This is a genomic window from Citrobacter sp. Cu231 (genome assembly GCF_030332265.1).
Classification (GTDB): Bacteria; Pseudomonadota; Gammaproteobacteria; order Enterobacterales; family Enterobacteriaceae; genus Citrobacter; species Citrobacter meridianamericanus.
Genome location: NZ_JAOWIE010000029.1, coordinates 583,654 through 598,249, shown reverse-complemented (window position 1 = coordinate 598,249; position 14,596 = coordinate 583,654). Strand labels below are relative to the sequence as shown.

At 53.8% G+C, this 14,596-nt stretch carries 11 protein-coding genes; 10 read left to right on the top strand and 1 reads right to left on the bottom strand.

The window, feature by feature from the left end; translation table 11 throughout:
- Nucleotides 1-88 precede the first annotated feature (88 nt).
- From mreB to tldD, 7 genes are all read left to right on the top strand, one after another.
- A complete protein-coding gene (gene mreB, locus OGY15_RS05875) occupies nt 89-1,132 on the top strand; it encodes a rod shape-determining protein MreB (protein ID WP_069117737.1) in 1,044 nt (347 codons plus the stop codon).
- Between the two features lie 64 nt (nt 1,133-1,196).
- Nucleotides 1,197-2,219 carry a rod shape-determining protein MreC gene (gene mreC / locus OGY15_RS05870; protein ID WP_151217893.1) on the top strand — a complete coding sequence of 341 codons (1,023 nt, stop codon included), beginning with the start codon at nt 1,197-1,199 and terminating at the stop codon, nt 2,217-2,219.
- Entirely contained in the window at nt 2,220-2,708 is a 489-nt protein-coding gene (gene mreD / locus OGY15_RS05865) for a rod shape-determining protein MreD (RefSeq protein ID WP_151217892.1), read from the top strand.
- A gap of 8 nt (nt 2,709-2,716) precedes the next feature.
- Entirely contained in the window at nt 2,717-3,310 is a 594-nt protein-coding gene (locus OGY15_RS05860) for a Maf family protein (RefSeq protein ID WP_151217891.1), read from the top strand.
- Entirely contained in the window at nt 3,300-4,769 is a 1,470-nt protein-coding gene (gene rng / locus OGY15_RS05855; protein ID WP_187253338.1) for a ribonuclease G, read from the top strand. Before OGY15_RS05860 ends, rng begins: the two co-directional genes overlap by 11 nt.
- Before the next feature lie 114 nt (nt 4,770-4,883).
- Nucleotides 4,884-8,684, top strand: coding sequence for an AsmA2 domain-containing protein YhdP (gene yhdP, locus OGY15_RS05850; protein ID WP_151217890.1), 3,801 nt, complete (start codon nt 4,884-4,886; stop codon nt 8,682-8,684).
- A gap of 75 nt (nt 8,685-8,759) precedes the next feature.
- Nucleotides 8,760-10,205, top strand: coding sequence for a metalloprotease TldD (tldD, locus tag OGY15_RS05845; RefSeq protein WP_151224448.1), 1,446 nt, complete (start codon nt 8,760-8,762; stop codon nt 10,203-10,205).
- A 59-nt stretch (nt 10,206-10,264) separates the two neighbouring features.
- Here the strand turns inward: tldD and aaeR are convergent, their stop codons facing one another.
- Nucleotides 10,265-11,194, bottom strand: coding sequence for an HTH-type transcriptional activator AaeR (aaeR, locus tag OGY15_RS05840; protein WP_210905444.1), 930 nt, complete (start codon nt 11,192-11,194; stop codon nt 10,265-10,267).
- A gap of 184 nt (nt 11,195-11,378) precedes the next feature.
- On the opposite strand from aaeR, the gene aaeX reads away from it, so the two are divergent.
- Genes aaeX through aaeB form a run of 3 tightly spaced genes read left to right on the top strand, consistent with a single transcriptional unit; the run spans nt 11,379 to nt 14,495 of the window.
- Nucleotides 11,379-11,582 carry a p-hydroxybenzoic acid efflux pump operon protein AaeX gene (gene aaeX, locus OGY15_RS05835; RefSeq protein WP_286538745.1) on the top strand — a complete coding sequence of 68 codons (204 nt, stop codon included), beginning with the start codon at nt 11,379-11,381 and terminating at the stop codon, nt 11,580-11,582.
- Nucleotides 11,583-11,589: 7 nt separating this feature from the next.
- Entirely contained in the window at nt 11,590-12,522 is a 933-nt protein-coding gene (gene aaeA / locus OGY15_RS05830; RefSeq protein ID WP_003025174.1) for a p-hydroxybenzoic acid efflux pump subunit AaeA, read from the top strand.
- Nucleotides 12,523-12,527: 5 nt separating this feature from the next.
- On the top strand, nt 12,528-14,495 hold the full coding sequence (gene aaeB, locus OGY15_RS05825) for a p-hydroxybenzoic acid efflux pump subunit AaeB (protein ID WP_151217887.1): 1,968 nt from the start codon (nt 12,528-12,530) through the stop codon (nt 14,493-14,495).
- Nucleotides 14,496-14,596 lie beyond the last annotated feature (101 nt).

The window sequence follows — 14,596 nt, the reverse complement described above, 5'->3', positions numbered from 1 at the left end:
TGATTTTTGCGCCTTGTCGCTGCTGCGTGTGGTTGGTAAAGTAAGCGGATTTTGTTTTCCGCCCCAGCTTTCAGGATTATCCCTTAGTATGTTGAAAAAATTTCGTGGCATGTTTTCCAATGACCTGTCCATTGACCTGGGTACCGCGAATACCCTTATTTATGTAAAAGGACAAGGCATCGTATTGAATGAGCCTTCTGTTGTGGCCATTCGTCAGGATCGTGCCGGTTCGCCGAAAAGCGTGGCTGCAGTAGGTCATGATGCGAAGCAGATGCTGGGTCGTACGCCGGGCAATATTGCTGCAATTCGCCCAATGAAAGACGGCGTTATCGCTGACTTCTTCGTGACTGAAAAAATGCTCCAGCACTTTATCAAACAAGTGCACAGCAATAGCTTCATGCGCCCAAGCCCGCGCGTACTGGTGTGTGTACCGGTTGGAGCAACGCAGGTTGAACGCCGTGCGATCCGTGAATCCGCACAGGGCGCTGGTGCCCGTGAAGTCTTTCTGATCGAAGAGCCGATGGCGGCTGCGATCGGTGCCGGTCTGCCAGTTTCTGAAGCAACCGGTTCTATGGTTGTGGATATCGGTGGTGGTACGACTGAAGTTGCCGTTATCTCCCTGAACGGCGTGGTTTACTCCTCTTCTGTTCGTATTGGTGGTGACCGCTTTGATGAAGCCATCATTAATTATGTTCGTCGTAACTACGGTTCTTTGATCGGTGAAGCCACCGCAGAACGTATTAAACACGAAATCGGTTCCGCCTATCCGGGCGACGAAGTCCGCGAGATCGAAGTTCGCGGTCGTAACCTGGCAGAAGGTGTTCCACGCGGCTTTACCCTGAACTCCAACGAGATTCTGGAAGCCCTGCAGGAACCTCTGACCGGTATCGTAAGCGCGGTAATGGTTGCACTGGAACAGTGCCCGCCAGAGCTGGCGTCTGATATCTCTGAACGCGGCATGGTGCTGACCGGTGGTGGCGCGCTGCTGCGTAACCTTGACCGTCTGTTAATGGAAGAAACCGGTATTCCAGTTGTTGTTGCTGAAGATCCGCTGACCTGCGTGGCGCGCGGTGGTGGCAAGACGCTGGAAATGATCGATATGCACGGCGGCGACCTGTTCAGCGAAGAGTAATCGGATGCAGGCTGGGTAGCCCGCGGGTTGCCCTTCCGCTCTGATACGAGAATACGCATAGACTATGAAGCCAATTTTTAGCCGTGGCCCGTCGCTACAGATTCGCCTTATTCTGGCGGTGCTGGTGGCGCTCGGCGTTATTATTGCCGACAGCCGCCTGGGTACGTTTAGTCAAATCCGAACGTACATGGATACCGCCGTCAGTCCTTTCTACTTTATCTCAAATGCTCCCCGTGAATTACTCGACGGCGTTTCACAAACGCTGGCTTCGCGCGATCAACTCGAACTTGAAAACCGGGCGTTGCGTCAGGAACTGCTGCTGAAAAACAGCGAGCTGCTGATGTTGGGGCAATATAAACAGGAGAACGCGCGATTGCGCGAGCTGCTGGGATCGCCGCTACGTCAGGACGAACAAAAGATGGTGACGCAGGTCATCTCAACGGTTAATGACCCTTACAGCGATCAGGTCGTGATCGACAAAGGGAGCGTTAACGGCGTCTATGAAGGTCAGCCGGTTATTAGCGACAAAGGCGTTGTGGGTCAGGTCGTTGCTGTGGCTAAACTGACCAGCCGCGTGCTGCTGATTTGCGACGCGACGCATGCACTACCGATCCAGGTCCTGCGTAATGATATTCGCGTGATCGCTGCGGGTAACGGCTGCACCGACGATCTTCAGCTCGAACATCTGCCGGCCAATACCGACATTCGCGTTGGCGATGTGCTGGTTACCTCGGGCCTGGGCGGACGTTTCCCTGAAGGTTATCCGGTCGGTGTCGTTTCATCGGTTAAGCTGGACACGCAGCGCGCATATACCGTGATTCAGGCGCGCCCGACCGCCGGTCTGCAGCGTCTGCGCTATCTGCTGCTGTTGTGGGGCGCCGATCGCAATGGCGCAAATCCGATGACGCCAGAAGAAGTGCACCGTGTTGCCAATGAACGTCTGATGCAAATGATGCCGCAAGTTCTGCCTGCACCTGAAGCAATGGGACCGCCTGCGCCCATGCCAGCTCCTGCAACAGGCGTGACTCCTGCGCCTGCGGATACCACATCGCCACAGCCTGCTCCGCGTAAGCCGGGAGGACAGTAAGTGGCAAGCTATCGTAGCCAGGGACGTTGGGTGATTTGGCTCTCGTTCCTTATTGCACTGTTGCTGCAAGTCATGCCCTGGCCGGACGACATTCTGGTTTTCCGGCCGAACTGGGTGCTGCTTATCTTGTTGTACTGGATCCTTGCGCTGCCGCATCGCGTAAATGTAGGCACAGGATTTGTGATGGGTGCCATACTGGATCTCATCAGCGGTTCCACCCTTGGCGTGCGTGCACTGTCGATGAGTATCATTGCTTATCTGGTCGCGCTGAAATTCCAGCTATTCCGCAACCTCGCACTCTGGCAACAGGCGCTGGTAGTCATGTTGTTATCACTGGTCGTGGATATTATTGTTTTCTGGGCCGAGTTTTTAGTGATCAATGTCTCTTTCAGACCCGAAGTGTTCTGGAGTAGTGTAGTGAATGGTGTGCTTTGGCCATGGCTATTCTTACTGATGCGTAAGGTCCGTCAGCAGTTTGCGGTGCAATAAAGGTTGATATGAATACTCTGTATCTTGCTTCAGGTTCTCCACGTCGTCAGGAGTTGCTTGCTCAGCTTGGTGTTACGTTTGAACGGCTGGTTCCTGGAATTGAAGAACAGCGCCACCCGCAGGAAAGTGCGCAGCAGTATGTTTCGCGTCTGGCGCGCGAAAAAGCGCAGGCTGGCGTGGCGCTGGCCGCGCGCGATTTGCCGGTATTGGGGGCGGATACCATTGTTATCCTTAATGGCGAGGTGCTGGAAAAACCACATGACGCCGACCATGCCGCTGCAATGCTGCGTAAACTGTCGGGCAAAACGCATCAGGTCATGACCGCCGTAGCATTGGCCGACCGCCAGCACAGTCTGGACTGTCTGGTGATGACGGAAGTGACGTTCAGAGCACTAACCGATGAGGACATCGCGGGTTATGTTGCCAGCGGTGAACCAATGGATAAAGCAGGTGCATACGGTATTCAAGGGTTGGGTGGCTGTTTTGTCAGGAAGATCAATGGCAGCTATCACGCCGTAGTCGGCTTACCGCTGGTAGAAACGTATGAGTTGCTGACCAATTTTAACGCACTGCGTGATAAAAGGGATAAACATGACGGCTGAATTGTTGGTAAACGTAACGCCATCGGAAACACGGGTGGCTTACATTGATGGTGGTATTCTGCAGGAAATTCATATTGAACGTGAGGCGCGACGCGGAATCGTAGGCAATATCTACAAAGGTCGTGTAAGTCGTGTACTTCCGGGTATGCAGGCGGCTTTTGTAGATATTGGGCTTGATAAAGCCGCATTTCTTCACGCTTCGGACATCATGCCGCACACCGAATGCGTGGCGGGTGAAGAACAAAAACAGTTCACCGTGCGCGACATCTCTGAACTGGTGCGCCAGGGTCAGGACCTGATGGTGCAGGTAGTAAAAGATCCGTTGGGTACTAAAGGCGCCCGTCTTACCACGGATATCACGCTGCCTTCCCGTTATCTCGTCTTTATGCCGGGGGCGTCGCACGTTGGCGTTTCCCAACGTATCGAAAGCGAAATTGAACGCGAACGCCTGAAAAAAGTGGTGGCGGATTACTGCGATGAGCAGGGCGGATTCATTATTCGTACGGCGGCAGAAGGCGTCTGCGAAGAAGATCTGGCTTCGGATGCTGCCTACCTGAAGCGTGTCTGGACGAAAGTCATGGAACGTAAGAAACGCCCGCAAACGCGCTATCAAATGTACGGTGAGCTGGCGCTCGCGCAGCGCGTGTTGCGCGATTTTGCTGACGCCCAGCTTGATCGGATCCGCGTCGACTCCCGCCTGACGTACGAAGCGTTAATGGAATTCACGGCTGAATATATGCCTGAAATGACCAGTAAGCTTGAGCATTACAGCGGTCGCCAGCCTATCTTTGATCTGTTTGACGTTGAGAATGAAATCCAACGTGCGCTGGAGCGTAAAGTTGAACTCAAGTCAGGTGGTTATCTGGTTATCGACCAGACTGAAGCGATGACCACCGTCGATATTAATACCGGCGCGTTTGTTGGGCATCGTAATCTCGACGACACTATCTTTAATACTAATATTGAAGCAACGCAGGCTATTGCCCGTCAGCTGCGTCTGCGTAACCTCGGCGGCATTATTATTATCGATTTTATCGACATGAATAATGAAGACCACCGTCGCCGAGTGCTGCACTCTCTGGAGCAGGCTCTGAGCAAGGATCGCGTAAAAACCAGCATCAACGGTTTTTCACAGCTGGGTCTGGTAGAGATGACGCGCAAACGCACGCGCGAAAGCGTGGAACATGTGTTGTGCAACGAGTGTCCGACCTGCCATGGGCGCGGCACGGTGAAAACGGTGGAAACCGTGTGCTATGAAATCATGCGTGAAATTGTGCGCGTTCACCATGCATATGAATCCGATCGTTTCCTGGTATATGCCTCTCCGGCGGTGGCTGAAGCCCTGAAGGGGGAGGAGTCTCATGCGTTGGCGGAAGTTGAAATCTTTGTCGGCAAGCAGGTCAAAGTTCAAATTGAACCGCTGTATAACCAGGAGCAGTTCGACGTCGTCATGATGTAATCTGGCCTGGTAAACGCCTGATGGCGATACCTTGCAGGTGGGAGCAGGCGTTCACGCCGCCATCCGGCAACACGGTTTTGTGAGTCACATTTTTTGGTAGACAAGGAGAGGCGCGTGAGGCGATTGCCGGGGATATTACTGCTCACTGGAGCCGCATTCGTTGTCATCGCAGCGCTGCTGGTCAGTGGGCTGCGCCTGGCGCTACCTCATCTTGACAGTTGGCGGCCTGTCATCCTTGGCAAGATTGAATCCGCCACCGGTCTGCCGGTTTCCGCCAGTGAGCTTTCCGCAAGTTGGCAAAATTTCGGTCCTACGCTTGAAGCGCGCGATATCCATGCGCAGCTAAAAGACGGTGGCGAATTTTCGGTAAAGCGCGTCACGTTAGCGTTGGATGTCTGGCAAAGCTTACTGCACATGCGCTGGCAGTTCCGCGACCTCACCTTTTGGCAATTGCAACTGCGCATCAATACCCCCATCCAGCACAGTGAAAGCGGTGACGGAATTGAAGCCGGCCACCTCAGCGATCTCTTTCTGCGTCAGTTTGATCATTTCGATCTGCGTGACAGCCAGATTAGTTTCTTAACCCTCTCTGGCCAGCGTGCAGAACTGGCGATCCCACAGCTTACCTGGCTGAACGGTAAAAACCGCCATCGTGCAGAGGGCCTGGTCAGTCTCTCCAGTCTGACCGGGCAGCACGGTGTTATGCAGGTGCGTATGGATTTGCGCGACGATGACGGGCTGTTGAATAACGGTCGGGTCTGGCTGCAAGCCGATGACATCGACGTCAAACCGTGGCTGAGTAAATGGATGCAGGATAATGTTGCGCTGCAAACTGCGCGTTTCAGCCTGGAAGCCTGGATGACGATTAGCAAAGGGGTCGTTTCCGGCGGTGATGTCTGGCTGAAAAAAGGCGGGGCAAGTTGGCTGGGTGATGAGCATACTCACACGCTCTCTGTCGATAACCTGACGGCGCACATTACCCATGAAGGACCGGGCTGGCAATTCTCGATCCCTGACACCCGTATCACCATGGACGATAAACCCTGGCCGAGCGGGGCATTAACGCTGGCCTGGGTCCCTGAGCAGGAAGTCGGTGGTGAGAATCATAAACGCAGCGATGAGTTACGCATTCGTGCCAGTAACCTGGAATTGGCTGGGTTGGAGGGGCTGCGCCCGATGGCGGCCAGGATATCGCCTGCACTGGGTGATATCTGGCGGGCCACGCAGCCGAGCGGAAAGATAGATGTGCTGGCGTTGGATATCCCACTGCAGGCGACAGAAAAAACTCGCTTCCAGTCCTCGTGGAGCAATCTGGCCTGGAAACAGTGGAAGCTGCTACCGGGGGCTGAGCATTTCTCCGGTACGCTTGCGGGCAGCGTTGAAAATGGTGCACTCACCGCTTCGATGAAGCAAGCTAAAATGCCGTACGAAACCGTTTTCCGCGCACCGCTGGAAATAGAGAACGGCGTGGCGACGCTAAGCTGGCTGAAGAATGAGAAAGGCTTTCAGTTAGACGGGCGCAACATTGATGTGAAAGCGAAAGCGGTACGTGCGCGCGGTGGTTTTCGCTATCTGCAACCCACTGGAGATGAACCGTGGTTAGGTATTCTGGCTGGCATCAGCACCGACGACGGCTCCCAAGCCTGGCGCTACTTCCCGGAAAATCTGATGGGCAAAGACCTGGTTGACTACCTCAGTGGCGCTATTCAGGGCGGCGAAGCGGATAACGCCACGCTGGTGTATGGCGGTAACCCGCATCTGTTCCCGTATCTGCATAATGAGGGGCAATTTCAGGTCCTGGTGCCGCTACGCAACGCGAAATTTGCTTTCCAGCCCGACTGGCCTGCGCTTACTGACCTCAATATTGAACTGAATTTCATTAACGACGGTCTGTGGATGAAGACGGATAGCGTTAATCTGGGCGGCGTGAAGGCCAGTAATCTGACGGCCAATATCCCCGACTATGCCAAAGAAAAACTGCTGATTGATGCCGATATTAACGGACCAGGCAAGGCGGTCGGACCTTATTTTGATGAGACGCCGCTGAAGGATTCCCTCGGCGCCACGCTAGAGCAGTTGCAGATTGACGGCGATGTGAATGCTCGCTTACATCTGGATATTCCGCTAGACGGCTCGCTGGTTACCGCGAAAGGTGATGTCAACCTGCGTAATAACAGCCTGTTTATTAAACCGCTCGACAGCACGCTGAAGAATTTGAACGGTAAATTCAGCTTTATCAATGGCGATTTAAAGAGCGAGCCGATGACGGCGAACTGGTTTAATCAACCGCTGAACGTCGACTTTTCCACGACCGAAGGGGCGAAAGCCTATCAGGTAGCCGTGAATCTGCAAGGTGACTGGCAGCCAACCCGTATGGGGATTTTACCGGCGCAGGTCAACGATGCGTTAAGCGGCAGCATGGCGTGGAATGGCAAGGTAGGTATCGATCTCCCGTATCATGCGGGGCCGACTTACGACATAGAGATAAAAGGCGACCTGAAGAATGTAAGTAGTCACTTACCTTCTCCCCTGAATAAGGCTGCCGGTGAGGCGTTGCCGGTTAACGTTAAGGCCAACGGCAATCTGCGCAGTTTTGATCTGACCGGCAACGCGGGCAGTAAGAATCACTTTAACAGCCGCTGGTTGCTGAATCAGAAACTGACGCTTGACCGCGCAATCTGGACGTCGGAAAGCCGTACCGTGCCCGCGTTACCCGATCAACAAGGCATTGAGCTTAATCTTCCCCCTATGGATGGGGCGCAATGGCTGGCTTTGTTCCAGAAAGGTGCTGCGGATAACGTTGGGACCAACGCCAACTTCCCTCAGCGCATCACGGTACGTACGCCAGCGTTATCCCTGGGTGGCCAGCAGTGGAATAATTTAAGTATTGTGTCTGAGCCGTCAATCAATGGCTCCACCGTGCAGGCGCAGGGCCGCGAAATTAACGCCACGCTGGCGATGCGCAATAACGCGCCGTGGCTGGCCAATATTAAGTATCTTTATTACAACCCAAGTGCGGCAAAACCGTCACCGAATAGTACGCCCGCTTCGCCGTTTTCCACCATCGACAACGTCAGCTTCCGTGGCTGGCCGGATCTTCAACTACGCTGTGCCGAGTGCTGGATGTGGGGACAGAAATACGGTCGTATTGACGCCGATGTCGCGATTAAAGGCGACACGCTCACCTTGAGTAACGGCCTGTTGGATACCGGTTTTGCCAGACTGACCACCGACGGCGTGTGGGTGAATGCGCCGGGCAAGGAGCGGACGTCGCTGAAGGGTAAACTGAGTGGCAATAAAATTGACTCCGCGGCCAACTTCTTTGGCGTATCGACCCCGATTCGCAACTCTTCGTTCAACGTTGAGTACGATCTGCACTGGCGTAACCCGCCGTGGGATCCAGATTTAGCTTCGCTGAATGGCATTTTGCGTACCCGCCTGGGCAAAGGTGAGCTTACAGAACTCAGTACCGGTCATGCGGGACAACTGTTACGCCTGTTAAGCTTTGATGCGTTGCTGCGTAAACTGCGCTTTGATTTCAGCGATACCTTCAGCGAAGGCTTCTATTTCGACTCGATTCGCAGCACGGCGTGGATCAAAGATGGCGTGATGCATACTGATGATACGCTGGTGGACGGTCTGGAAGCCGATATTGCGATGAAAGGCTCGGTGAACCTGGTACGCCGGGAGTTGAATATGGAAGCGGTGGTCGCGCCAGAGATTTCTGCCACCGTAGGGGTTGCCGCTGCGTTTGCCGTCAACCCGATTGTTGGTGCGGCGGTGTTTGCTGCCAGTAAGGTATTGGGACCGCTGTGGAGCAAAGTGTCGATTCTGCGCTATCGCATCACTGGTCCGATCGATAAGCCACAGATCAACGAAGTTCTGCGTCAGCCGCGCAAAGAAAGCCAGCAATGATTTGACGGGGGCGAGTAATTGCCCCAATCTCACTACATAGATCTTCTACCGCAGTAACTAATGAGTAGCAAAACGATGAGTCTGAACCTGGTAAGTGAACAATTGCTAGCGGCGAATGGCCTGAAACATCAGGATCTGTTTGCCATCCTGGGCCAACTGGCCGAACGCCGCCTTGATTACGGCGATCTCTATTTTCAGTCGAGCTATCACGAATCCTGGGTTTTAGAAGACCGCATCATTAAAGATGGTTCTTACAATATCGATCAGGGCGTTGGCGTGCGAGCCATCAGCGGCGAAAAAACAGGGTTTGCCTATGCAGACCAGATTAGCCTGCTGGCGCTGGAACAAAGTGCTCATGCCGCTCGTACCATCGTGCGTGACAACGGTGATGGCAAAGTAAAAACGCTGGGGGCGGTGGAGCACCAGGCGCTTTATACCTCAGTTGATCCCCTGCAGAGCATGAGCCGTGAAGAGAAGCTGGATATTCTGCGCCGCGTAGACAACGTGGCGCGTGCCGCAGACAAGCGCGTTCAGGAAGTGACCGCCAGTCTGACCGGTGTTTATGAACTGATTCTGGTGGCGGCGACCGACGGTACGCTGGCCGCTGACGTCCGTCCGTTGGTGCGTTTGTCGGTAAGCGTACAGGTTGAAGAGGATGGCAAGCGTGAACGCGGCGCCAGCGGTGGCGGCGGGCGTTTTGGCTATGACTATTTCCTTGCCAATCTCGATGGCGAAGTCCGTGCTGACGCATGGGCGAAAGAGGCCGTACGCATGGCGTTGGTTAACCTCTCTGCGGTGGCCGCGCCTGCCGGTACGTTGCCGGTGGTGCTCGGCGCTGGCTGGCCTGGCGTTCTGCTGCATGAAGCGGTCGGTCATGGTCTGGAAGGTGACTTTAACCGCCGTGGCACGTCGGTATTCAGCGGTCACATGGGTGAACTGGTGGCGTCAGAATTGTGTACCGTGGTGGATGACGGCACAATGGCGGACCGTCGTGGTTCCGTGGCTATCGATGACGAAGGTACGCCGGGTCAGTACAACGTGCTGATCGAAAATGGCATTCTGAAAGGCTATATGCAGGACAAACTCAATGCGCGCCTGATGGGAGTCGCGCCAACGGGTAACGGTCGCCGTGAATCTTACGCGCACCTGCCGATGCCGCGTATGACTAACACCTATATGCTGCCGGGGAAATCCACGCCGCAGGAAATCATCGAATCCGTTGAATACGGTATTTATGCACCTAACTTCGGCGGCGGCCAGGTGGATATCACCTCCGGGAAATTTGTATTCTCGACGTCCGAAGCGTATCTGATTGAGAACGGTAAAGTGACCAAACCGGTGAAAGGCGCAACGTTAATTGGCTCCGGTATCGAAGCGATGCAGCAGATTTCGATGGTGGGTAACGACCTGAGACTGGATAACGGAGTTGGCGTTTGCGGTAAAGAAGGACAGAGTCTGCCTGTGGGCGTGGGTCAGCCGACGCTGAAGGTGGATAACCTGACCGTGGGCGGTACTGCCTGAGAAACTGTAATTTAAAGGGTATTTTTGCCCGATAAGCGCTAGCGCTATCGGGCATATCATCACTTCTCTTTTCCCCGACCGTACATTCCCTGGAATAGCTTCGCCACATCGACAAAATAGTCTGTCAGATAGTTAATCACTACCTGCACCTTGAGTGGCAATTTGTCTTTTTCGGTATACAGCGCGTAGACCGGACGCGGATCCGACTGGTAGCGGGGAAGCAGGATCTCCACTTCGCCACGATTGATCTCATTGATCACCCACATCAGCGGTACATAGGCAATGCCCGTGCCTGCGGCCAGCCAGCGTACCAGCGTCATCGGATCGTTAGTCACGAAGCGCCCCTCTGGGATCAGGCGGGTGGAGATGCCCTCCGGAGCGATAAGCTCGAATTCATTATCCGGGCGCACGCTGTATTCCAGCCACGAGTGGTTGCTGAGATCGGCGGGTTTCTCCGGGGTGCCAAACTGCGCGAGATAGCTTTTCGCGGCGCAGACAACCATCGGCATAGCTCCCAAACGGCGTGAAAACAGGCTGGAGTCCTGCAACGCGCCGACGCGGATAACTACGTCCAGACCATCCGCGATTAAATCCGGGGCCGGAATGCCGGTTACCAGATTTACCGTCAATCCCGGATACTCTTTCAGCATCGTGGCGGTCAACCCGGCGAGGACATTTTGTGCCATAGTTGAAGAGCAGCCAATGCGCAGGGTACCGATAGGCGTGTTGTTAAAGGCATAAAGTTGCTCGTGAACATCCTGTGCTTCGTGCAGCATCCGGCGGCAGCCCTGATAATAAATTTTACCGGCTTCAGTTAGCCCAATGCTGCGCGTACTGCGGTTTAGCAGCTTGACCTGTAACTCATCTTCCAGTTTGGAGACCGTCTGGCTTATTGATGAAACGCTCATTTGTAGCTGTCTTGCGGCGGCGGTGAAGGAGCCCAGTTCGACAACTTTGGCGAACACCGACATACGTTTTAATCGTTCCATTGTTCACTCTGACTTAAAAGTGATTTAGATCACATAATATAGATAACAGCATAACAGTTACGTTAATATATTATTATTCAAATAACGGCTATGTCGCTCTCGCCTGGCTCATCCTCGCCCTTCTCTGCGGTGACATACGCTAGAAAAACTATCATCTGCACTCTCTTACGTTACCAAGGTCAACATGAGTCTGTTTCCCGTTATCGTGGTGTTTGGTTTGTCCTTCCCACCGATTTTTTTCGAATTACTTTTGTCACTGGCGATTTTCTGGCTGATGCGTCGGGTGCTGGTTCCGACTGGTATCTATGATTTTGTCTGGCATCCGGCTCTGTTTAACACCGCGCTGTATTGCTGTCTGTTCTACTTAACAACGCGCCTGTTCGTTTGAGGTTGAAGTGAAAACACTAACAAGAAAACTCTCCCGCACGGCCATTACCGTGATACTGGTCATTCTGGCCTTCATCGCCATTTTCCGCGCATGGGTGTTCTACACCGAGTCGCCGTGGACGCGTGATGCCCGTTTCAGCGCCGATGTTGTCGCCATTGCGCCGGATGTTGCGGGCCTTATTACCAACGTTAACATCCATGATAACCAACTGGTGAAAAAGGATCAGATCCTGTTCACCATCGATCAGCCACGCTATAAGAAAGCCCTTGAACAGGCTGAAGCTGATGTCGCTTATTATCAAGTTCTGGCGCAGGAAAAACGCCAGGAGGCCGGTCGTCGTAACCGACTTGGCGTGCAGGCCATGTCTCGTGAAGAGATCGATCAGTCAAACAACGTCCTGCAAACCGTATTACACCAGCTTGCGAAGGCACAAGCGACCCGCGACCTGGCGAAATTAGATCTGGAGCGTACCGTTATCCGCGCGCCAGCAGATGGCTGGGTGACTAACCTGAACGTCTATAGCGGCGAATTTATTACGCGCGGGTCCACGGCGGTGGCGTTAGTCAAACAGCATTCTTTCTATGTGCTGGCGTATATGGAAGAAACCAAACTGGAAGGCGTTCGTCCTGGGTATCGCGCTGAAATCACCCCGCTTGGCAGTAATAATGTGCTGAAGGGGACTGTTGATAGTGTGGCGGCTGGCGTAACGAATGCCAGCAGCACGCGGGACGCCAAGGGTATGGCGACCATTGATTCCAATCTTGAATGGGTGCGTCTGGCGCAGCGTGTGCCGGTGCGAATTCGCCTTGATGAGCAGCAGGGAACCTTGTGGCCTGCCGGGACGACGGCGACCGTCGTCATTACCGGCAAGCAGGATCGCGATGCCAGTCAGGAATCTTTCTTCCGTAAAATGGCGCACCGCCTGCGCGAATTTGGTTAATCGCGATGGGTATTTTCTCCATTGCCAATCAGCATATCCGCTTTGCGGTAAAACTGGCCTGCGCGATTGTACTGGCGCTGTTCGTTGGCTTTCATTTCCAGCTTGAGACCCCGCGCTGGGCGGTGCTGACCGCGGCCATTGTGGCGGCAGGTCCGGCCTTTGCCGCTGGTGGAGAACCTTATTCAGGTGCTATCCGCTATCGCGGCATGCTGCGTATTGTCGGGACATTTATCGGCTGTATTGCCGCACTGATCATTATCATCAGCATGATCCGCGCCCCGCTATTGATGATCCTGGTGTGTTGTGTCTGGGCCGGTTTTTGTACCTGGATCTCATCGTTAGTAAAGATCGAAAACTCCTATGCCTGGGGGCTTTCAGGCTATACGGCGCTGATCATCGTCATTACTATTCAGGCTGAACCGCTGCTGACGCCGCAATTTGCGCTCGAACGCTGTAGTGAAATTGTGATGGGCATTGTCTGTGCCATTGTTGCTGACCTGCTCTTTTCGCCCCGTTCGGTGAAACAGGAAATTGATGTCGAACTGGATAGCCTGCTGGTAGCGCAATATCAGCTTATGCAGCTGTGCATTAAGCATGGCGACAGTGAGGAAGTGGACAAGGCCTGGGGAGATTTAGTCAGGCGAACGGCGGCGCTGGAAGGGATGCGTAGTAACCTGAATATGGAGTCCTCGCGCTGGGTGCGGGCTAACCGCAGACTCAAGGCATTGAATACGTTGTCGCTCACGCTCATCACGCAGTCCTGCGAAACCTATCTAATTCAGAACACCCGACCAGAATTGATCACCGATACCTTCCGTGAGTTGTTCGATACGCCGGTTGAAACGGTACAGGATGTCCATAAACAGTTGAAGCGGATGCGTAGGGTGATTGCCTGGACCGGAGAACGTGACACACCTGTCACAATTTACACCTGGGCTGGGGCGGCAACACGCTATTTGTTACTTAAACGTGGAGTTGTCAGCAACACCAAAATTAGCGCTATCGAAGAAGAGATCCTGCAAGGTGAACCGGTGGTAAAAGTGGAATCTGCCGAGCGCCACCATGCGATGGTTAATTTCTGGCGCACCACACTTTCATGTGTGCTGGGAACCTTATTCTGGCTGTGGACCGGTTGGACATCCGGCAGCGGTGCAATGGTGATGATTGCGGTTGTTACCTCGCTGGCAATGCGTTTGCCTAACCCGCGTATGGTGGCGATAGACTTTATATACGGCACATTGGCGGCGTTACCGCTCGGGGCACTCTATTTCCTGGTGATTATCCCTAATACCCAGCAAAGTATGTTGTTGCTGTGTCTGAGCCTGGCGGTGCTGGGTTTCTTTCTGGGGATCGAGGTACAGAAAAGACGATTGGGATCGATGGGGGCGCTGGCCAGCACGATTAATATCATCGTGCTGGATAACCCGATGACGTTCCACTTTAGCCAGTTTCTTGACAGTGCGCTGGGGCAGATTGTTGGCTGTGTACTGGCATTTATCGTCATTATGTTGGTGCGTGATAACTCTCGTGACAGAACGGGCCGCGTGTTGCTCAACCAGTTTGTCTCGGCGGCGGTTTCTGCGATGACCACCAACGTGGTTCGTCGAAAAGAAAACCATCTTCCGGCGCTTTATCAGCAGCTGTTTTTGCTAATGAACAAATTTCCCGGCGACCTGGCGAAGTTTCGCCTGGCGCTGACCATGATCATCGCGCATCAGCGCCTGCGCGATGCGCCGGTACCGGTAAACGAGGATCTCTCCGCATTCCATCGCCAGCTTCGCCGCACTGCCGATCACGTGATTTCTGCAGGAAACGACGACAAGCGGCGACGTTACTTTAGTCAGTTGCTGGAAGAGCTTGAGATCTACCAGGAGAAATTAATCATCTGGCAAGCACCACCGCAGGTTACCGAGCCGGTAAAACGACTCAGTGGGATGCTACATAAGTATCAACATGCGCTGACCAGCAATTGAATGTGAGAAACCGACGATAAAAACGTCGGTTTTTTTATGGCTATACTTACCTGAAAATGCAGGAAGTCTCTGCATATTATTGGTTCGTAGAGTGACAGTGA